This window comes from Salinivibrio sp. PR6, assembly GCF_001995955.1.
In the GTDB taxonomy this organism is placed as follows: domain Bacteria; phylum Pseudomonadota; class Gammaproteobacteria; order Enterobacterales; family Vibrionaceae; genus Salinivibrio; species Salinivibrio siamensis.
This window is the reverse complement of sequence record NZ_MUFA01000008.1, coordinates 70,817-90,420: the sequence shown is the minus strand read 5'-3', so window position 1 is coordinate 90,420 and position 19,604 is coordinate 70,817. Positions and strand designations below refer to the sequence as shown.

The 19,604-nt window shown below is 51.5% G+C and carries 19 protein-coding genes; 15 read left to right on the top strand and 4 right to left on the bottom strand.

What is annotated here, in order from left to right; translation table 11 throughout:
* Positions 1-28: 28 nt before the first annotated feature.
* Positions 29-478 (top strand): 50S ribosomal protein L9, encoded by a 450-nt coding sequence (rplI, locus tag BZG72_RS09160; RefSeq protein WP_046074368.1) that lies wholly within the window; start codon positions 29-31, stop codon positions 476-478.
* Positions 479-526: 48 nt separating this feature from the next.
* Here rplI and BZG72_RS09155 read toward each other — a convergent pair whose 3' ends face one another.
* Positions 527-1,273 carry a DUF481 domain-containing protein gene (locus BZG72_RS09155; RefSeq protein ID WP_077578834.1) on the bottom strand — a complete coding sequence of 249 codons (747 nt, stop codon included), beginning with the start codon at positions 1,271-1,273 and terminating at the stop codon, positions 527-529.
* Between the two features lie 177 nt (positions 1,274-1,450).
* Here BZG72_RS09155 and BZG72_RS09150 point away from each other — a divergent pair, with 177 nt between their 5' ends.
* Both BZG72_RS09150 and alr (BZG72_RS09145) read left to right on the top strand, forming a co-directional pair.
* Positions 1,451-2,842 carry a replicative DNA helicase gene (locus BZG72_RS09150; RefSeq protein ID WP_077578833.1) on the top strand — a complete coding sequence of 464 codons (1,392 nt, stop codon included), beginning with the start codon at positions 1,451-1,453 and terminating at the stop codon, positions 2,840-2,842.
* Positions 2,832-3,962 (top strand): alanine racemase, encoded by a 1,131-nt coding sequence (gene alr, locus BZG72_RS09145; RefSeq protein ID WP_046074365.1) that lies wholly within the window; start codon positions 2,832-2,834, stop codon positions 3,960-3,962. The genes BZG72_RS09150 and alr (BZG72_RS09145) overlap by 11 nt, the downstream gene beginning before the upstream one ends.
* Before the next feature lie 39 nt (positions 3,963-4,001).
* On the opposite strand, the gene BZG72_RS09140 is transcribed toward alr (BZG72_RS09145), so the two are convergent.
* Positions 4,002-4,436: a secondary thiamine-phosphate synthase enzyme YjbQ gene (locus BZG72_RS09140; RefSeq protein ID WP_077638681.1), complete on the bottom strand. Its 435-nt coding sequence runs from the start codon at positions 4,434-4,436 to the stop codon at positions 4,002-4,004.
* Between the two features lie 229 nt (positions 4,437-4,665).
* Between BZG72_RS09140 and pgi the strand changes: the two genes are divergently transcribed.
* The gene (gene pgi, locus BZG72_RS09135) at positions 4,666-6,321 is read left to right on the top strand and encodes a glucose-6-phosphate isomerase (RefSeq protein ID WP_077666603.1); all 1,656 of its coding nucleotides are present in this window, start codon (positions 4,666-4,668) and stop codon (positions 6,319-6,321) included.
* Positions 6,322-6,464: 143 nt separating this feature from the next.
* Here the strand turns inward: pgi and BZG72_RS09130 are convergent, their stop codons facing one another.
* Positions 6,465-6,929: a chemotaxis protein CheX gene (locus BZG72_RS09130; RefSeq protein ID WP_046074362.1), complete on the bottom strand. Its 465-nt coding sequence runs from the start codon at positions 6,927-6,929 to the stop codon at positions 6,465-6,467.
* Positions 6,930-6,958: 29 nt separating this feature from the next.
* Positions 6,959-7,402, bottom strand: coding sequence for a zinc uptake transcriptional repressor Zur (zur, locus tag BZG72_RS09125; RefSeq protein WP_046074361.1), 444 nt, complete (start codon positions 7,400-7,402; stop codon positions 6,959-6,961).
* 282 nt (positions 7,403-7,684) lie between these two features.
* On the opposite strand from zur, the gene azu reads away from it, so the two are divergent.
* The 11 genes from azu to alr (BZG72_RS09070) all read left to right on the top strand — a co-directional run bounded on the left by azu (position 7,685) and on the right by alr (BZG72_RS09070) (position 19,580).
* Positions 7,685-8,131: an azurin gene (gene azu / locus BZG72_RS09120; RefSeq protein ID WP_046074360.1), complete on the top strand. Its 447-nt coding sequence runs from the start codon at positions 7,685-7,687 to the stop codon at positions 8,129-8,131.
* 104 nt (positions 8,132-8,235) lie between these two features.
* Positions 8,236-9,168: a glycosyl transferase family 90 gene (locus BZG72_RS09115; protein WP_077666602.1), complete on the top strand. Its 933-nt coding sequence runs from the start codon at positions 8,236-8,238 to the stop codon at positions 9,166-9,168.
* Positions 9,169-9,348: 180 nt separating this feature from the next.
* Positions 9,349-10,377 (top strand): tRNA dihydrouridine(20/20a) synthase DusA, encoded by a 1,029-nt coding sequence (dusA, locus tag BZG72_RS09110; protein WP_074214095.1) that lies wholly within the window; start codon positions 9,349-9,351, stop codon positions 10,375-10,377.
* Between the two features lie 158 nt (positions 10,378-10,535).
* Positions 10,536-10,799: an envelope stress response protein PspG gene (gene pspG, locus BZG72_RS09105; RefSeq protein ID WP_046074320.1), complete on the top strand. Its 264-nt coding sequence runs from the start codon at positions 10,536-10,538 to the stop codon at positions 10,797-10,799.
* Positions 10,800-10,960: 161 nt separating this feature from the next.
* Positions 10,961-11,605: a TIGR04219 family outer membrane beta-barrel protein gene (locus tag BZG72_RS09100; RefSeq protein WP_046074319.1), complete on the top strand. Its 645-nt coding sequence runs from the start codon at positions 10,961-10,963 to the stop codon at positions 11,603-11,605.
* Between the two features lie 216 nt (positions 11,606-11,821).
* Positions 11,822-13,330 (top strand): acetaldehyde dehydrogenase ExaC, encoded by a 1,509-nt coding sequence (gene exaC, locus BZG72_RS09095; RefSeq protein WP_077666601.1) that lies wholly within the window; start codon positions 11,822-11,824, stop codon positions 13,328-13,330.
* 123 nt (positions 13,331-13,453) lie between these two features.
* Positions 13,454-13,681, top strand: a complete 228-nt coding sequence (locus BZG72_RS09090; protein ID WP_046074318.1) for a hypothetical protein — start codon at positions 13,454-13,456, stop codon at positions 13,679-13,681.
* 140 nt (positions 13,682-13,821) lie between these two features.
* A complete protein-coding gene (locus tag BZG72_RS09085; protein ID WP_077578824.1) occupies positions 13,822-15,630 on the top strand; it encodes an assimilatory sulfite reductase (NADPH) flavoprotein subunit in 1,809 nt (602 codons plus the stop codon).
* Positions 15,630-17,345, top strand: a complete 1,716-nt coding sequence (gene cysI, locus BZG72_RS09080) for an assimilatory sulfite reductase (NADPH) hemoprotein subunit (RefSeq protein ID WP_077666600.1) — start codon at positions 15,630-15,632, stop codon at positions 17,343-17,345. The genes BZG72_RS09085 and cysI overlap by 1 nt, the downstream gene beginning before the upstream one ends.
* Complete coding sequence (locus BZG72_RS09075) at positions 17,338-18,117, top strand: phosphoadenylyl-sulfate reductase (RefSeq protein ID WP_077666599.1); 780 nt, start codon at positions 17,338-17,340, stop codon at positions 18,115-18,117. Before cysI ends, BZG72_RS09075 begins: the two co-directional genes overlap by 8 nt.
* A 227-nt stretch (positions 18,118-18,344) precedes the next feature.
* On the top strand, positions 18,345-19,580 hold the full coding sequence (alr, locus tag BZG72_RS09070; protein ID WP_077606405.1) for an alanine racemase: 1,236 nt from the start codon (positions 18,345-18,347) through the stop codon (positions 19,578-19,580).
* Positions 19,581-19,604: the final 24 nt, after the last annotated feature.

The window sequence follows — 19,604 nt, the reverse complement described above, 5'->3', positions numbered from 1 at the left end:
AACTGTCCAAGTTAGAGAGGATTGAAGAATGCAAGTTATTCTACTTGATAAAATCGGTAACCTGGGTGGCCTAGGTGATCAGGTAACTGTTAAATCTGGTTATGCGCGTAACTTCCTTATCCCTCAGGGTAAAGCAGTTATGGCAACCAAAGCCAACATCGAACACTTTGAAGCACGTCGTGCTGAGCTAGAAGCGAAAGTTGCTGAGCAACTGGCAGCCGCTCAAGCGCGTGCAGAAAAAGTTGAAGCACTAGAAGCGGTTGAAATCGCCTCTAAAGCGGGTGATGAAGGTAAACTATTTGGTTCTATCGGTACCCGTGACATCGCTGATGCTGTGACTGCAGCAGGCGTTGAAATTGCGAAAAACGAAGTGCGTCTACCAGAGGGCGCATTGCGTCACACTGGTGAGTACGAAATCAGCGTACAGCTGCACTATGACGTGTTCGCAACCGTAAAAGTAAACGTTGTTGCTGCTTAATCGCGCATCAAAACGTTGATAAAAAGCCAGCCCTCGGGCTGGTTTTTTTTATAGCCACTGATAGCGGAGGCCGACGGTTAGCACGCTGTCGTGGTGCTTCAATCCTGGTGGCACATCCGTCATATAGTTGTGTTTGCTGGTTATTTTTATCGAAAGCTTTTCGGTAATGGTAGAAGCCAGAGTGACGGCAGCTTCCACGCTGGTATTACTGGCGCCCGAGATTACAATGCTTCTCCCCTCTAAGCTGACACTGTCGACCAGTTGCCACTCTCCTTTAGCCTGTGCACGAATCACCGGCTCGCGAACCGAGTAAGGCATGATGAGATCGTCATCGTCGATTTCATCAAGATTGGGACGCTGGTAGCGATACCCTGGCCCCACTTCCGTGCTGAGTTGGAAGGTGTCACTTTGCCACCATTGGTGGCCAAGCCCTGTGGCCAACATAAAGTCATCGTAATAGGGACCGTAGCGGTCAGCGACATAGGTAGCGTTCAGTAAGACATAGCTGCGCGCGCTAATACCACGGTTTGCTTGGGCTTCTAATTCTGTTTTACGTTTATCTTCCTCGCCATCTTTTTCCACTTGTAGCACGCTCGCGCTGGCTTGATAACGTGTTTGTTCGCCATCATATTGGCCATTCACTTCCCCGTTGACTGTTTGTGAATCGGCATTGCCGCTTAACTGTTGCAGTCCTAACGACAAATCACTTTGCCAAGGGGATGACGTGGTCTCCGTGGCGTGGCTAAAAGGGATATATAATGTGGACATCACAAGGAAGAGGGACGGCACTTTCATCGTGAATCACCTGTTGACAATATCGCGCCTTATCCTAGGTGTCCTGGCCTCCTAGGCGGTCAAATTTAAGTTAAAATCTCGGGGACTTATTCAGCGTTTGGAAAAAAATGCTGTATGGGGCAGCGTCCTGCGAGGACAGCGGGTATAATGACCCCCAGTAGCAATAGGTGAGTTTTTATGGCAGACAATCGTAAACCCGCAAAAGATCAGCAAGTCGCTAACCTCAAAGTGCCTCCACACTCTATCGAAGCCGAGCAGTCTGTGTTGGGTGGTTTGATGTTGGATAACGAACGTTGGGACGCGGTTGCGGAAAAAGTGGTCGGCCATGACTTTTATAGTCGTCCGCACCGATTGATTTATGAGTCCACCAAGTCTTTGCTTGATGAAGGCAAGCCGCTTGACTTAATCACCTTATCTGAACACCTAGAAAAAACCGGTCATTTGGATGATGTGGGCGGTTTTGCCTATCTGGCTGAGTTGGCTAAAAATACGCCAAGTGCGGCGAATATTGTCGCTTATGCGGATATTGTCCGCGAACGAGCCATGGTTCGTAACCTGATCGGGGTAGCCAATGAAATTGCGGATGCCGGCTATGACACCCAAGGACGCACGTCAGAAGATCTGCTCGATATGGCGGAGAGCAAGGTGTTTGCGATTGCTGAGTCACGTACCAGTGAGACCGAAGGGCCGCAACATATCGACTCGGTGCTCAGTAAAACCCTTGAGCGTATCGAAGAGCTTTTCAAAACCCCACAAGATGGGGTCACGGGCGTATCGACCGGCTTTACTGATCTGAACAAGAAAACGGCAGGTTTGCAGCCTTCTGATCTTGTGATCGTGGCGGCTCGTCCTTCAATGGGTAAAACCACCTTTGCGATGAACCTGTGTGAAAACGCGGCGATGGATCAAGAAAAGCCGGTACTCATTTTCTCGCTCGAGATGCCAGCTGAACAGCTGATGATGCGTATGTTGGCCTCGCTCTCACGGGTTGACCAAACCAAGATCCGTACCGGTCAGCTTGATGATGAAGACTGGGCGCGTATCTCGTCATCGATGGGGATCTTAATGCAGAAAAAGAACATGTACATCGATGACAGCTCCGGCCTGACGCCGACGGATGTGCGTTCACGCGCGCGCCGTGTTGCCCGTGAGCATGGTGGGGTGAGCATGATCATGGTCGACTATCTGCAGCTAATGCGTGTTCCTGGCTTGCAAGAGAATCGAACCCTTGAGATTGCCGAGATCTCCCGCTCCCTCAAAGCGCTCGCGAAAGAGCTGAATGTGCCTGTGGTGGCGCTATCACAGCTTAACCGTTCGTTGGAGCAACGGGCCGATAAACGCCCGGTTAACTCGGATTTGCGTGAATCGGGTGCCATTGAGCAGGATGCTGACTTGATCATGTTTATTTACCGCGACGAAGTCTATAACCCGGAAAGTGCGATGAAAGGGATTGCAGAAATCCTGATTGGTAAACAGCGTAACGGCCCGATTGGCTCGGTACGACTGACTTTCCAAGGGCAGTATTCGCGATTTGATAATTATGCAGGGCCGGCGTTTGATGACGAGTAATCCTTTTATCATGACGAATGCGGCCAAAGCCGTTATCGATCCGGAGGCGATGATACACAACATCCAGGTGATGCGTCGCCAAGCGCCCAATAGCAAAGTGATGACAGTGGTTAAATCGGATGGTTACGGCCATGGTTTGGTCTCAGTGGCCTCCACACTTGCGCCTTATAGCGATGCTTTTGGGGTGGCACGGATTGAAGAAGCACTGACGTTACGACAGGCCGGTATACGCTTGCCTATTGTTTTGTTGGAAGGTTTTTATGAAGCCGACGAGCTGCCGCTATTGGTTGAACACCAACTGACCGCCACGGTGCACTGTGATGAGCAAGTCACCATGCTGACTAACGCGGCACTGAGTGAGCCTTTACCCGTGTGGTTAAAGGTCGACTCAGGGATGCATCGCTTAGGCTTCGAGCCGGACCAAGTACCAGACGCGCTCTCTGCCTTGACAGCGTGTGACAATGTGGCGCCTGACATCGGCTTTCTCAGTCATTTTGGTTGTGCCGATGAAATGGATAACCCCATTACGCAAGCGCAAGTAGACACCTTCACACAGGTGACAGAAGGACTGCCGGGTGAACGCTCACTGGCGGCGTCGTCGGGAACCTTGTTTTGGCCGCAAAGTCACTTTGATTGGGTGCGACCCGGCATTTGCCTATATGGTATTTCGTCGCGGATTGAACTGACGGGTGAACAGCTGGGCTTAAAACCGGCGATGCGCTTAACCTCAAGGGTGATGGCCGTTCGCAAGCTAAAAGCCGGTGAGCCGGTAGGGTATGGCGCGCGCTGGCGTAGCGAGCGCGATACGCTGATTGGTGTGATAGCCATCGGTTATGGCGATGGCTACCCACGACTGGCGCCCGATGGCACCCCTGTTTGGTTGAATGGCCGCGAAGTGCCACTTGCTGGGCGGGTATCGATGGATATGATCACGGTCGATTTAGGGCCAGATGCCACTGACAAAGTGGGGGATGAGGCGGTGTTATGGGGGCCCGAGCTTCCCGTCGAGCGCATTGCCCGCTTGGTCGATACCATCGGCTATGAGCTCGTGTGCCAAGTGACCGGCCGAGTGCCGCGCCAATACCTGACCACCACCTCTGAGCGGCGGGCGGCGGGTTAGGCCCCGCCCCCTTATCGAAACGCATGCTGGCCAGCGAGACTAGACGTTGGCTTGTGGTGCGCCTTGCAGGGTCACTACCAAGGTACGCATGCCGCCCTCATCGCGATGCTCGCCCAGATAAATCCCTTGCCACGTGCCTAAATTCAGCCGACCTTGGCTGATGGGCACCGTGACGCTTGCGCCTAACAATGACGCTTTGATATGCGCTGGCATGTCATCGTCCCCTTCGTAGGTGTGGCGATAATAAGGCGCTCGCTCAGGTACTGAGTGATTAAAGTGCGCCTCCATATCTTGGCGCACGGTCGGGTCGGCGTTTTCATTGAGGGTTAAGCTCGCCGAGGTGTGCTTGATAAACACTTGCACTATACCCACATCCATGTCGCCCAACATGGGGAGCGCGTGCACGATCTCGTCGGTGATCAGGTGAAACCCGCGCGGCCGAGCACGCAGACGAATCTCAGTTTGATACCACATAAGCAATCCTTGTTGTGATCTTTATCGTATGCTGTTGGCTCACAGGCGATCCAACTATTCTATGATTGATCGCAACCTACTCACAGCGATTAGATGTGAGAATCGAGCCATGATTATGTAATATTACACCAGTGACCGCTGCGTACAGCGTGGTGGTGCTGACGTTATACAGGATCCTTGCCTGCTGTGATACCCACAGCAGCACTCACAACGCGATTTGGATGACATGATGCTAAAGACAACGAATCCCACTCAGACCGTGGCGTGGCAATCACTGACCGCCCATTTTGAAGAAGCGCAGGACTACACACTGGCTGATCTGTTTGCTGATAACCCAGAGCGATTTGCCCACTTCTCAACGCAATTCGAAGACAGCATTCTGTTGGATTATTCCAAAAACTTGATCAGCGAAGAAACGCTGACCAAGTTATTGGCACTCGCCGACGAAACCGGGGTGGCTGAAGCGATTGAGTCAATGTTTAGCGGTGAGAAAATCAACCGTACAGAAGATCGCGCGGTTCTCCACACAGCACTACGTAATCGTAGCAACACGCCTGTGATGGTTGACGGCGAAGATGTGATGCCTAAGGTTAATGCGGTACTGACGCAGATGCAGTCTTTTTCCGAGCGCGTGATCAGTGGCGAATGGAAAGGTTATACTGGTAAAGCGATCACCGATGTGGTGAATATTGGTATCGGTGGATCAGACTTGGGTCCTTATATGGTCACTGAAGCGTTGGCGCCGTATAAGAATCACCTTAACCTGCACTTTGTCTCTAATGTCGACGGCACCCATATGGCTGAGACGTTAAAAGATCTTAACCCGGAAACCACCTTGTTCTTGGTGGCGTCAAAAACCTTTACCACCCAAGAAACCATGACCAACGCACACACGGCGCGTGACTGGTTTATGAATGCAGCAGGGGATGAGAGCCAGGTGGCGAAGCATTTTGCCGCGCTATCAACCAATGCCGATGCCGTGGCGAATTTTGGTATTGATACCGCCAACATGTTCGAGTTCTGGGATTGGGTTGGCGGCCGCTACTCACTGTGGTCGGCGATTGGTCTGTCTATCTGCTTGGGGGTAGGTTACGACAACTTTGTCGCGCTGCTTGATGGTGCGCACCAAATGGATAACCACTTCAAAACCGCGCCGATGGCACAGAACATGCCGGTTTTATTGGCACTGATTGGTCTTTGGTACAACAATTTTCACGGGGCGGAATCAGAAGCGATTTTACCGTATGACCAATACATGCACCGTTTTGCGGCTTACTTCCAGCAAGGCAATATGGAATCAAACGGTAAGTATGTCGACCGCAATGGTCGCCCGGTTGACTACCAAACAGGGCCTATCATCTGGGGCGAGCCAGGCACGAATGGTCAGCACGCTTTCTACCAGCTGATCCACCAAGGCACCAAGTTGATCCCATGTGACTTCATTGCTCCTGTGCACAGTCATAATGCGATTGGCGACCATCACGCCAAATTGATGGCGAACTTCTTCGCCCAGACGGAAGCGCTAGCCTTTGGTAAGAGCCGTGAGCAAGTCGAAGCTGAGTTGACGCAAGCGGGCAAATCAGCCGAAGACGTGGCTGCGATTGCGCCATTTAAAGTGTTTGAAGGCAACCGTCCAACCAACTCGATTTTGGTGGAGAAAATTACCCCTTATACACTCGGCGCGCTGATTGCCATGTATGAGCACAAGATTTTCACCCAAGGGGTGATTTGGAATATCTTCAGCTTTGATCAGTGGGGCGTTGAGCTCGGTAAACAGCTGGCGAGTAACATTCTGCCTGAGCTCGGTGATGCGCAGCAGGTCGAAAGCCACGATAGCTCAACCAATGGCCTGATCAACGCGTTTAAACAGTGGCGCCAAGCCTAAACTGAGCGGAACCGTGATTGAGAAAGTCAAACGCCGCGATGGTTATCGCGGCGTTTTTATATTTTTTGGGGCCAACCATTGGAGGCCACCTAGTGAGCTATCGCCTTTGGCACAACGCGTGACCGTCTGCGACGTATGTCCGTTTAGTGATCGAAGCAGATCTCAATAAAGGCAGTGCCGTGCGGGGATTTAAATGGCATGATGATCACAGGCCCATCGCTTTTGTGGTTGATGGTATGGCCTTTGCCGGATACGACCACAGGGGTCGCCATCTCAAATTCGAAGCCCTTTTCTGACAAAATACGCTTCGCACCACCTGTCACCATATTGGTGATCTCACCGACCATATCCGTCACTTCTTCATCAATCGACTCGGACCGCTCTCCAAGCATACGCTGCATGATTTCAAGCGCCATATCTTCATCAAAGGTGACGGAAAAGGAGCCCTTAGTCTGTGGGCCGACCATGCCAATTAACCCAGAAACGTCCCCTTTGGCGATCTCTGACTTTTTCAAGTGAGGCTTCTCTGGCTGGATTTCCAGCTGTGCCATCGTCTGTAGCACATTGATCAGTGAAGTAAGAAACGGGTTGACGAATTGTGCTTCCATAAAGAATGTCCGTCCTAATCAATTCAGTATTAGTGAGCTAGGCATTGTGCGCAGGTACCATGGGTTTCAATCACGTGATGTTGGACCTCAAACCCCATTGTTTGCGCCTTTTCACGCAACGCCTCAGAAAGCTCCTCAGTGTGACACTCTTCCACGGTGCCGCATTGATCACAGATGAGCAGTTGGGAGCAGTGCCCCTGGTGGCCAAGATGACAACAAGCGATATAGCTATTGGTTGACTCCACCTTATGCACAAACCCCTGCGCTAACAGAAAGTCTAGCGCACGATAAACCGTTGGTGGTTTGGCTTGTGGCTCTGTTTCACGCAGCTCGTCTAGCAGCTCATAGGCGGTGATCGCACGTGAATAGTTGGCGATAATCTCGTAAACGCGCGTCCGCTGCGGCGTTAATCGCACGCCGCGTTGCTCGCAAAGCTGCTGTGCGCGGTGCAGTAACCCAGTGGTGTTGGTCATAGCGCCTCAAAGTGCTAACAGTCAGTCAGTTATCTTACCATAGCTGTATAACATCGCACCCCACCTATCGTCATCCTATGCGCTTTGCCACAAGTGTAAATAGGTAGTCCAATATCACTTGATCGCGATCAGTTACCCTACAGTAATGATAGAAGTAAAAATAAAAACCAATCAGTCGATTTTTGAATCGGCTAACTGTTTTGCGCTGTCATGTCAGTATGATGACAGCGTGCCACAGGCATTAAAAACATACCTTTACATCCATAATAGGAGTATGTACCGATGAAAAAACTGTTAGCCCTCGCCGCCCTGGCGTTCGCGTCTGTTTCAACGCAAGCGGCTGCCAATGAGTGTGAGTTAACTGTCACCACCGGCGATAAAATGGCCTACGACCAGTCATCGTTGTCCGTACCAGCAAGCTGCAGCGAAGTTACGCTAACGCTGGAGCATCAAGGCTCAATGCCTGTGACCTCTATGGGCCACAACTGGGTGCTGTCGGAAACGTCTAACCTGCAAGATATCGCCATGAAAGGCGCCGGTGCCGGCGCAGATAACGACTATCTGCCACAAGGCGACGATCGCATCTTGGCACACACTAAGCTGATTGGCGGCGGCGAAAGCACCACCATCACCTTCTCAACCGAAGGTTTGCAAGGCAAAGACTTAACCTATTTCTGCTCATTCCCAGGCCACTGGACTGTGATGAAAGGCAAATTCACCATCGAATAAGTCTTGTCGCGAGAGAGCACATCGTTCGGCTCTCTCGCCCATTTCATACCCTCGTCATCTTGCTCAACTAGGCTTTCCTGCATATGGATTGACGGAGCAAGGCCGTGAATAAACTCCGCTACTATAGTTATAACTTGGCACTCAATGCGATCCCTAATGATTGGTATCGCACTTGGATGCGCAGGCAACTTTTCCCCACTTATCAGCAACATCAATCCGATATCGACCAGCGCGTCAGCTACTATAACCGTTTGAATGCGCCATTTTGTTTGTCTGAGCAATATTGCGATCATCAGACGGGCCGTGTGAGACAAGATCAAGGCTCGGTATATTTTCTCGATATATTGCGGGTAATGCGCTGGTTCCCAAATGGTTTGTTTCTGCATTACTTAGGCGGCGATGTGACACAACCGCCGCCCACGCCAGCATTCGTGAAAAGCCGACCGATTCATGGCGACAATCAAAACGCCGTCCTGCTCAAGCTCAACGCGGTGCGTCACTTCCAATTTATTAATGATCCTGTGCCGTTTGGGCAAAAACGCGATAGCGCGGTATGGCGTGGGCGCTGCTTCAATCACAAGCGCCGCCAGCTTCTTCAGCGCTTTTACACGCATCCAACTATTGATGTCGGGGATACACGCCCCGCGAATGATACTGACCAAGCCTATCGAAAAGCCCCGCTGACACCGCAAGCGCAGCTACAGCATAAGTTTATTCTCAGTGTGGAAGGGAAAGACGTTGCCACCAACTTAAAATGGATCATGTCCTCTAACTCGCTTTGCTTGTCACCCCCAATGGAATATGAAACTTGGTTTATGGAGGGCCAATTAATCCCTGGAGTCCACTATGCCGAGGTCAACGCCGATTTTTCCAACCTAGAGGCAGTCATTGACTACTACCTCACCCATCCGCATGAAGCACAAGCGATCATCAACAGTGCTCATCAATGGGTAAACCAATTCCGCGACCGACAAAAAGAGGCGGTGATCAGCTACTTAGTGGCAGAAAAATACTTTCGGCTTTCGCAGCAGCGCTAGGAGAAAAGGGTCGCCATCTACTTTAGGTCATTACAGCCGCGTTCGTATTCTCACCCGTTTCTATTTCAAACCCTTCACGTTCACCTGTTCTGCTTAAATCTTACCGGTGCAATGTGTATAATCCGCGTCCGCCTGTCGAAAACGACCGTCGTTCAACGTAATTTGCAGAGATTCGAGACCATGACTAACCCCAGCAAAACCGCCGCCAGCCCTGATGTGACGCCAAAAACGGTGATGCAGCGTTTCTCTGTTGCGCCCATGTTGGATTGGACCGATCGCCACTGCCGGTATTTTCATCGCTTACTATCAGAACACACTTTGCTGTTTACTGAGATGGTCACCACAGGCGCGATCATTCATGGTAAGGCCGATTACCTTGCCTACAACGAACAGGAGCATCCGGTGGCGTTGCAGCTGGGGGGATCGGATCCGGCGGACTTGGCAACATGCGCCAAGCTGGCGGCTGAGCGTGGTTATGATGAAATTAACCTCAACGTTGGTTGCCCGTCGGATCGGGTGCAAAACGGGCGTTTTGGGGCGTGCTTAATGGCTGAGCCTGAGCTGGTGGCGCAGTGTGTGGCTGCCATGCGCGAAGTGACCGATGTGCCTATTACGGTGAAAACCCGCATTGGTATTGATGAGCAAGACAGCTACGAATTTTTGACTGACTTTGTGGGTACCGTCAGTGAAAAGAGTGGTTGTGATATGTTTACCGTGCATGCACGTAAGGCGTGGCTAAAAGGGCTGAGTCCTAAAGAAAATCGGGAGATCCCGCCGCTGGATTACCCGCGTGTTTATCAGCTTAAAAAAGATTTTCCGCACCTCACACTTGCCATCAATGGCGGGGTGAAAAGCCTTGAGGAAGCGGAACAGCACCTAGCGCATCTTGATGGCGTGATGGTCGGCCGCCAAGCTTATCAGAGCCCGTTTATGCTGGCCGAGGTCGATCAGCGTTTATTTGGCAAGACAACCCCTCGCATTACACGTCGCCAAGCAGTCGAGGCGATGTTCCCATACATTGAACAGCAGCTCACTCAAGGGGCGCAACTCAACCATATTAGCCGCCATATGTTAGGTCTGTTCCAAAATATGCCAGGCGCGCGGCAATGGCGCCGCTATATCAGCGAGAATGCGCACAAGCCGGGTGCGGGTGTTGAGGTACTGACCACCGCAATGAGCCATATCCCTGAGCAATGGCTTGATGCCTGAACCGGTGAAAAGCACCAATTATTGGTGAAAATATAACCGCACCTTCATGGAGACCTGAAGGCAACGCTGTAATCTATTGAATTAATGAGAAAATATAGAGTGACAAATTGGCCTGAAACCTGCAAAGTCTGTCTCGCTATCAAGACAAGGAGATCGCAATGATCGAAATACTCTTTCTGATTGGCTTTGCTGTTGTATTGTTTATGACAGGCGTAAGCATCATGGGCATGGTGTTGGCCATGTTGGCCGGCTTTGCCGTGATGATGTTGGCCGGGATGATAGGTACGCTGCTTAAGCTACTACCATGGCTTTTGGTGATCGCCTTGGTTGTGTGGCTTGTTAAACGCCAGCGTCGCAGCCGCAAAGGTGAGCCTGAAGTGATTATCAACGAAAAGCGCTGGGCACGATTCCGTCGCCGTTAAGCGCACAAAATTTGCGCGTCGACACAGCAAACACACGCCGTTGCGGGTTTTTCTCTTCACCTCGGCACAAAGCTTGCTATTATTCTAAGCAATCGGCGACAAGGCATGGCTTTGCCGCCTCCGCGTGACGACCTTTTTTAATCGACAATGTGGAGAGTTTCATGAAAACCACTTCAATGACGCTTGCCGCCGCAGCGCTCACTGCGTTTTTGGCCATGCCCGCTCAGGCAGATACCTTGGCAGGCGGTAAAGTAGGGGCGGATGCCTGGTTTATGGATGCTGACGTCAATAATGTAGAAGCCGATGATGCGAGCACTGCTGGCTCTTATTACGCGGCGATTGAGCATCCGTTACCATTGATCCCCAATGCGAAAATCCGCCAAACCTCGGTGAGCGTGGATAACCCTGATGTTGATTTTGACCAAATTGACTTTGTTGCCTATTACGAGTTTCTCGATAACGATCTCGTGTCGGTCGATGCGGGCATTAATATGCAGCGTTTCCAATCCGGCAAGTTTCAAGGGCAAAGCTTTGACGAGTGGCAACCGAACATTTATGCCGATGCACGTGTAGGTCTAGTCGGCACGCCTTTATTTGTATTTGCCACCGTGAGCAAAGGCGAGTTTGATGGCACCAGCACCTTGGATGCCGAAGCGGGCTTGCAATATCAGTTAGGTTTAGTGGCCGCTGATTTGAACGTGCGAGGCGGTTATCGCATGATCGACCATGACTTCGACTACTTTGACAATAATGACGGAGAGCTTGATGTGACTGGCTTCTTTGTCGGTGCAGAGCTCGACTTTTAATCGGTTGAGCGTCAAGGCAACGAGTAAAAGCCGCGCACATGCGCGGTTTTTTTATACCTGAAGATTCTGCCTATTCGCTTCTGTTGCCCATGTCTCACTGCGACTTTCGCCTAATACCCAGCCATTAAAATCTCTGCCACGCTTTTTGAGCAATAACGGCAAGGAGAGAGCAGTACGTGCTCCGCCATCTACTCAAACACGGAATAAGGAAAGAGTATGATCTACGCAAAACCAGGAACAGATGGGTCAGTGGTTAGCTTTAAGTCGCGTTATCAAAACTTTATCGGTGGTGAATGGGTGCCGCCGGTGAAAGGGCAGTATTTTGCCAATACGTCACCGTGCACTGGCGAAACCCTTGCTGAAGTGCCGCGCTCAAGTAGCGACGATGTGGATCTGGCACTGGATGCGGCTCATGGCGCCAAAAACGCATGGGGCAAAACCTCTGTCACTGATCGGGCCAATATTTTGTTAAAAATAGCGGATCGGATTGAAGCGAACCTCGAAATGCTCGCCGTGGCGGAAACCTGGGAAAACGGTAAAGCGATACGTGAAACCTTGGCGGCGGATATTCCTCTCTGCGCCGATCATTTCCGCTACTTTGCCGGTTGTATTCGCGCCCAAGAAGGTACTGCGGCGGAGCTGGATGCAGGCACGGTGGCGTATCATATTTACGAGCCTTTAGGTGTTGTGGGGCAGATCATTCCGTGGAACTTCCCCTTACTGATGGCGTCATGGAAGCTTGCGCCGGCTTTGGCGGCGGGCAACTGCGTGGTACTCAAGCCGGCGGAGCAAACCCCGACGACCATCTTGCTATTGATGGAGTTGATTGGCGATCTGCTGCCTGCTGGTGTGGTTAACGTGGTCAATGGTTATGGCGCAGAGGCGGGCCAAGCGCTTGCGACGTCGTCTCGGATTGCCAAACTGGCGTTCACAGGCTCTACGCCAGTGGGTCATCACATTCTACGTTGCGCGGCAGAAAACCTCATTCCTTCAACCGTTGAGCTGGGCGGAAAATCCCCCAACATCTATTTTGAAGATGTGATGCAGCAAGAAGAAGCATATATCAATAAAGCGGTAGAAGGCTTGTTGCTTGGCTTTTTCAACCAAGGCGAAGTGTGCACCTGTCCGTCGCGCGCGCTGATCCAGGAAAGTATCTATGACGACTTTATCGCACGCGTGATTGAGCGCGCAGGCACGATAAAACAGGGTAACCCGCTCGACACCGAGACCCAGGTCGGGGCGCAAGCATCAGACGAACAGTTTGATAAGATCATGAGCTATTTGAAGGTCGGGCAAGAAGAGGGCGCGAAGGTATTAATTGGCGGTAGTCACCAGGATTTGGGCGGCGGCTATTATGTGCAGCCGACCCTACTGGAAGGTCATAATAATATGCGGGTGTTCCAAGAAGAGATCTTTGGGCCGGTGATTGGGGTGACCACCTTTAAAGATGAGGCGGAAGCTTTAGCGATTGCTAACCACACCGAGTACGGGTTGGGTGCAGGGCTTTGGACCCGTGATATGAACCGTGCCTATCGTGTCGGACGTGCGATTGAAGCAGGGCGGGTCTGGACAAACTGCTATCACCTTTATCCTGCACACGCGGCGTTTGGCGGCTACAAAAAGTCAGGGATCGGGCGGGAGACACACAAAATGATGCTGGGTCACTATCAACAAACGAAGAACTTACTCGTTAGCTACGACATTGATCCATTGGGTTTCTTTTAATAGAGACCACCTCAATGCGGAGGCGGTGACAACATCGCCTCTGCTCATCAAGCCTCCTGCATGGCAGCTTTGCTTATCTGAGACTAAACTCAATAAGTGATCCAATTCAGTGGGCAAAGCATCATGACAGCCGAACAGCTACGTGCTTTATACCGTCAGCAGCTTTTGATTGAGGCGGTTGTTGAGCCTTCGTTAGATAGCGAGGGGTGGGTTGTTGAGTGTCGCCACACCGGTGGTGGTTTAATGGCGCTTACCAATGCTGAAGGGATTGAACAATGCTTTACCGATATTGACCAAGCGACGTTGAATGCGCTTGAGATTGGTTTTCAGCAAGTTCGTATTGCTGACTAACGTTATGTTCCCGCTCAATGACACACCGCTGCGCACCTACCTTACAAAAAGTTATAAAACATTCACATCTATTCTTTATTGTTATTAATTGGTGAGGGTACGCTAGCATTCACGCAATGTTAGCAAGGAATGTCGTCACCATGTTACTCAAGGATCTCTCCGGGTTAACCAGCCCGCTCAATGATCAGCAGATAGGCCAGTTGCAACAAGCAGTGGCGGAGTTGTCACCGCAGCAACTGGCCTGGATCAGTGGTTATTTTTGGGGGTTAAGCCAAACACCTGCTGGTGAAGCGGCGGCACCCAATGCTATGCCACAAGCCAGTTCTGCCCCCAACCATACCCTAACCATTTTGTATGCGTCACAAACCGGCAATGCTAAAGGCGTGGCGGAGGCGCTGCATCAGGAAGCGGAAGCGGCTGGGATCCCGGCCAAATTGGTTGCAGCAGATAACTACAAAGGCAAGCAACTGGGCAAAGAAACCCATCTTGTGATTGTTGCTTCCACCAATGGTGAAGGCGAGCCGCCCGATAACGCCATTGAGTTACATGAATTTTTGCAATCGAAAAAAGCCCCCAAACTGGATCATCTTCATTATGCCGTCTTGAGCTTGGGAGACTCGAGTTATGAGTACTTCTGCCAGACGGGGAAAGACTTTGATGCCTTTTTGCAAAAGCTTGGCGCCAAGCCGATGGTCGCCCGCCTTGATTGCGATGTGGATTATGAAGCCACGGCCAGTGCTTGGCGAGAGCAAACTTTAGCCGAGGTGAAGCAACAGTTTAAGGCCAGTGGCGATGCGCAGGTAGTGCCGCTTCATCAAGCCACCGCGCAAGCAAAATATACCAAACAGTCGCCTTATACCGCTGAACTACTCACCTGCCAGCGCATTACCGGACGAGGCTCAGATAAAGCGGTTTATCATGTTGAGCTGGATCTGGATGAATCCGGCATTGAATATCAGCCAGGCGATGCTTTGGGGGTGTGGTATCAAAATGATCCCGAACTGGTGGACAGCATCGTCGCCAAGGTGGGTCTGCGTGGCGATGAAACCGTCGATATCGACGGTGACAGCCTCTCGTTGCGAGACGCGCTAATTGCCCACTATGAGATCACCGCCTCTAACCCACAGCAGGTCAGTGCGCTGGCAGCGTTATCTGAGAGCGATACACTCACCGCATTGACGGAAGACAAAGCTGCATTGCGCGAGTTTGCTAATCGCACTCAGCTGATTGATGTGCTGGCACTGGCGGACGTCAACCTGAATGTCGAGCAGTTTCAATCGATATTGCGCCGACTCACGCCGCGTTTGTACTCGATCGCCTCTAGCCAAGCGGAAGTGGAGGACGAAGTGCACCTTACCGTCGGGCTGGTGGATTATCAGCATGAGAGCGGAGAATCACGCCAAGGCGGCGCTTCGAGCTTTCTCGCCCACCGCGCTGAAGTGGCCGAGACGGTCAAGGTGTTTGTTGAGCACAACGATAACTTCAAACTGCCAACCAGTGATGACACCCCCATTATTATGATTGGCCCCGGTACTGGCATTGCGCCATTTCGTGCTTTCTTGCAAGAGCGAGAGCAACGAGAGGCAAAGGGTGATAACTGGCTGTTCTTTGGCGATCGCACCTTTACTGACGATTTTCTTTATCAGGTTGAATGGCAGCAATACCTTAAATCTGGCCTGCTGACGCGGATGGATGTGGCCTTTAGCCGCGATCAGGCTGAGAAAGTGTATGTCCAGCACCGGTTACTCGCGCGTGCTGAGGCGGTATGGCAATGGCTATCGAACGGCGCTTACATCTATGTGTGTGGTGATGCCAATCAAATGGCGAAAGATGTTCATGAAGCCTTAATCGAGATAGCCCAAACACAGGGCCAGCAAAGCCGTGAGCAAGCGGAAGCCTTTATTAATGAATTGCGCAAAGATAAGCGCTATCAAAGGGATGTGTACTAATGAGTGAGCAGAAATTTGCGGGCGATACACTGGGCCCACTAGCTGATAACGAGCGTTTGAAAGAGCAAAGTGATTACTTGCGTGGCACCATTGATCAAGACTTGGATGATCCGATCACTGGCGGATTCACGGATGATAATTTCCAGCTGATCCGCTTCCATGGTATGTATCAGCAAGATGATCGCGATATCCGTGCCGAGCGACAAAAACAAAAACTGGAGCCTTTGCACAATGTGATGTTGCGTGCGCGGATGCCGGGCGGGATCATTACGCCCCAGCAATGGCTGGCGATTGATAAGTTTGCCCGTGAAAGCTCGCTCTATGGCAGTATTCGCCTGACCACCCGACAAACCTTTCAATTTCATGGTGTCCTTAAGCCTAACATCAAGCTCATGCACCAGACCTTGAATGAATATGGCATTGACTCGATTGCCACCGCTGGGGATGTGAACCGCAACGTATTGTGTACGTCCAACCCGGTGGAGTCAGAGCTCCATCAGCAAGCTTATGATTGGGCAAAGCGGATAAGCGAGCACTTGCTGCCTAAAACCCGCGCTTACGCAGAGATTTGGCTCGACGGTGAAAAAGTCGAAGGCAGCCAAGACAAAGAGCCGATTTTGGGTGAGCGTTATCTGCCACGTAAGTTCAAAACCACGGTGGTGATCCCGCCACAAAACGACGTGGATGTGCACGCCAACGATCTCAACTTTGTCGCCATTGCTGAGAACGGACAGCTTGTCGGCTTTAACGTCCTCGTTGGTGGTGGGCTGGCGATGACCCATGGTGATACCAACACCTACCCGCGTCGCGCGGATGACTTTGGCTTTATTCCGCTTGAGCATACACTGAAGATCGCGGAAGCCGTGGTCACCACCCAACGTGATTGGGGAAACCGCTCAAACCGTAAAAATGCGAAAACCAAGTACACACTTGATCGCGTTGGTGCGGATGTGTTCAAAGCGGAGGTGGAAAAGCGCGCCGGGGTGAGTTTTGCGCCAAGCCGCCCGTATACCTTTACCGGACGCGGCGATCGCTTAGGCTGGACCAAAGGCATTGACGGTAAATACCACCTCGCCCTGTTTATCGAAAATGGTCGTTTGCGTGATACGCCAGAAAAACCACTCAAAACCGGCATGGCGGAGATAGCTAAAGTTCATCAGGGCGATTTCCGCATGACCGCGAATCAAAACCTGATCATCGCGGGGATCCCGGAAGCGCAAAAAGACGAGATTGAGGCGTTAGCGCGCCGTTACCGTCTAATTGATGACGAACACAGTGTGCAGCGCACCAACTCGATGGCGTGTGTCTCCTTCCCAACGTGTCCACTGGCGATGGCTGAAGCCGAACGCTTCTTGCCGGACTTTGTCACGGAAGTGGAGAAAATTCAGCAAAAACATCAGGTGCAAGATGATCCGATTGTACTGCGTGTAACCGGTTGCCCGAACGGCTGTGGCCGCGCCATGTTGGCAGAAGTGGGTTTGGTGGGTAAAGCGCCGGGTCGTTATAACTTGCATTTAGGTGGGAATTGGGAAGGTACCCGCATCCCCAAAATGTACAAAGAGAACATCACCGATCGTCAGATCCTTGAAGAATTGGATCAGTTGATTGGTCGCTGGGCGACAGAGCGCGAAGCGGGTGAGCACTTTGGTGATTTCTTGATCCGCCGCGAGGTGATTGCCCCCGTGCATGTATCTAAGAGGGATTTTTATGCCTGAAACCGTTCAACCTAACGCGACGTTAGCCTTAGCTGACATTGCCGCGATGAATAAAAGCCAGCAAGCCTTGGCATTGGCGGAGGTGAATGCCACCTTGGAGGCACTCTCGGCATCTGAGCGTGTCGCCTGGGCGTTAGAGCACCTTGAAGGGCAGTTTGTCCTCTCGTCGAGCTTTGGGGTGCAAGCGGCATTGATGCTGCACTTGGTCAGCCAGGTGAAGTCGGATATTCCAGTGATTTTAACCGACACGGGTTACTTGTTTGCAGAGACCTATCGGTTTATCGATACCTTAACCACAAGGCTGGATTTGGACTTACGGGTGTATCGCGCCGCACTTAGCCCCGCTTGGCAGGAAGCGCGTTATGGCCAACTGTGGGAGCAAGGGGTGGAGGGGATCACCCAATACAATCACATCAACAAAGTCGAGCCGATGAAGCGCGCGTTGCGAGAGCTTAACGCCGGCACCTGGTTGTCGGGATTGCGCCGGGGTCAATCAGACTCTCGCGCCAATCTGCCGATACTCAGTGTCCAGCATGGAGTATTTAAGTTCTTGCCCGTGATTGATTGGTCGAACCAAGCGGTGGATGACTACTTGCGCGAGCATGATTTGCCGTATCATCCCTTGCGAGACCAAGGCTATGTGTCAGTGGGTGATGTGCATACTACCCAGCGCTTGGAGCCAGGTATGCGAGATGAACAAACACGCTTTTTTGGCTTAAAACGCGAATGTGGATTGCACGAAGATGACTTGAATGATGGCGCTGGCATATAGCATGTTGAGTCTTGTATGCGACAACGCTTCTCTCAAACGTCACCCTAGGGTGGCGTTTTTTTGTTCAAACACTCGGAACTTGTCTATCTTTTTTATTGAGTGACTCGTCAGCCGTGAAGTGTTCTGTGATATAAACAGCGCGCATTGCCAGGAGGCATAAATAAAAGCGGTCAGCTTTTATTTAACACGTCACGGATGCTCCATTTATGTGACCAACAGTGAAGCTTATGAACAAAAAATTCTCTTTAGTGGCGCTTGCCGTCGCCGGTGTCGTTGCCCTTGGGGCACCCGCCGTCATGGATTACTCCTCGCCTACGCCGTCGACGCCTGATACCGGCAATCGTTATATGGGGCATGGCAACGGCTGGCTAGAAGTGAGCACCTCCACCTTTGGCGACAATATTCAACGTGTGCAGCAGAAAGTCAGCGAAGGCACCAAGATTTGTGTGGTCATGAAAGCCGATGCCTATGGCAATGGTATTGCTGGTCTTTTACCTACTGTGATTGCCAGTGGCATTGATTGTGTTGGCATTGCTAGCAATGAAGAAGCGCGGACCTTGCGTGAAGGCGGTTTTACCGGCGAGATCATGCGTGTGCGCACCGCGACCTTACAGGAAATGGAGAGCGCATTAGCATTGAATATGCAAGAGCTGATTGGGTCGGCAGAGCAAGCCGAACAAATGCGTCAGCTTGCCGAGAAACATGATATTACCATTCCAGTCCATATGGCGTTTAATGCCGGTGGAATGGGCCGCAATGGCATCGAGATGAACGAGGAAGCGGGTAAGCAAGTCGCGTTGGATATTGCCACTGACCCGCGTTTTAACGTGGTCGGTATCATGACGCACTTTCCTAACTACGAAGCCGATTATGTGCGCAGCAAGTTAGGACAATTTAAAACCAACAGTGAGTGGTTGATTGAACAGGCAGACTTGAAGCGTGAAGATGTCTTGCTGCATGCCGCGAACTCGTTTGTCACTTTAAACGTGCCAGAGGGTCATTTTGATATGGTTCGCCCTGGTGGGGCGCTGTATGGCGATCAGCCAACCAACCGAGAGTTTCCGCCCATCATGAGCTTTAAGACCAAGGTGGCTTCTGTGCATCATTTACCCGCGGGCAGCACGGTTGGTTATGACAGCACTTATACCTTGGAGCGCGATTCTATTCTGGCCAATTTACCGGTCGGCTATTCGGATGGTTTCCCCCGTAAAATGGGTAATGATGCTGATGTGCTCATTCAGGGGCATCGCGTGCCTGTTGTCGGCGTTGCGTCAATGAACACTATAATGGTTGATATTACTGATATTGCGGATCAAGTGGCCCCCAACGATGAGGTGGTGCTATTCGGTCAGCAAGGGGATAAAACCATTGGTGCGGTAGAGTATGAGACCAATGCGGATGTGATTTTCCCAGAAATCTATAGCTGGTGGGGCGCGGTGAACCCACGTGAATACGTGCAATAACGCTGGATGAAAAGACAAAAAGCG

Coding starts and splice junctions, on each gene's coding strand:
- alr (WP_077606405.1), top strand. CDS start 18,345: ATGAACAAAAAATTCTCTTTAGTGGCGCTTGCCGTCGCCGGTGTCGTT.
- BZG72_RS09130 (WP_046074362.1), bottom strand. CDS start 6,929: ATGGAAGCACAATTCGTCAACCCGTTTCTTACTTCACTGATCAATGTG.
- zur (WP_046074361.1), bottom strand. CDS start 7,402: ATGACCAACACCACTGGGTTACTGCACCGCGCACAGCAGCTTTGCGAG.
- BZG72_RS09140 (WP_077638681.1), bottom strand. CDS start 4,436: ATGTGGTATCAAACTGAGATTCGTCTGCGTGCTCGGCCGCGCGGGTTT.
- BZG72_RS09155 (WP_077578834.1), bottom strand. CDS start 1,273: ATGAAAGTGCCGTCCCTCTTCCTTGTGATGTCCACATTATATATCCCT.
- BZG72_RS09085 (WP_077578824.1), top strand. CDS start 13,822: ATGTTACTCAAGGATCTCTCCGGGTTAACCAGCCCGCTCAATGATCAG.
- BZG72_RS09100 (WP_046074319.1), top strand. CDS start 10,961: ATGAAAACCACTTCAATGACGCTTGCCGCCGCAGCGCTCACTGCGTTT.
- rplI (WP_046074368.1), top strand. CDS start 29: ATGCAAGTTATTCTACTTGATAAAATCGGTAACCTGGGTGGCCTAGGT.
- azu (WP_046074360.1), top strand. CDS start 7,685: ATGAAAAAACTGTTAGCCCTCGCCGCCCTGGCGTTCGCGTCTGTTTCA.
- pspG (WP_046074320.1), top strand. CDS start 10,536: ATGATCGAAATACTCTTTCTGATTGGCTTTGCTGTTGTATTGTTTATG.
- BZG72_RS09075 (WP_077666599.1), top strand. CDS start 17,338: ATGCCTGAAACCGTTCAACCTAACGCGACGTTAGCCTTAGCTGACATT.
- dusA (WP_074214095.1), top strand. CDS start 9,349: ATGACTAACCCCAGCAAAACCGCCGCCAGCCCTGATGTGACGCCAAAA.
- exaC (WP_077666601.1), top strand. CDS start 11,822: ATGATCTACGCAAAACCAGGAACAGATGGGTCAGTGGTTAGCTTTAAG.
- BZG72_RS09090 (WP_046074318.1), top strand. CDS start 13,454: ATGACAGCCGAACAGCTACGTGCTTTATACCGTCAGCAGCTTTTGATT.
- BZG72_RS09150 (WP_077578833.1), top strand. CDS start 1,451: ATGGCAGACAATCGTAAACCCGCAAAAGATCAGCAAGTCGCTAACCTC.
- cysI (WP_077666600.1), top strand. CDS start 15,630: ATGAGTGAGCAGAAATTTGCGGGCGATACACTGGGCCCACTAGCTGAT.
- pgi (WP_077666603.1), top strand. CDS start 4,666: ATGCTAAAGACAACGAATCCCACTCAGACCGTGGCGTGGCAATCACTG.
- alr (WP_046074365.1), top strand. CDS start 2,832: ATGACGAGTAATCCTTTTATCATGACGAATGCGGCCAAAGCCGTTATC.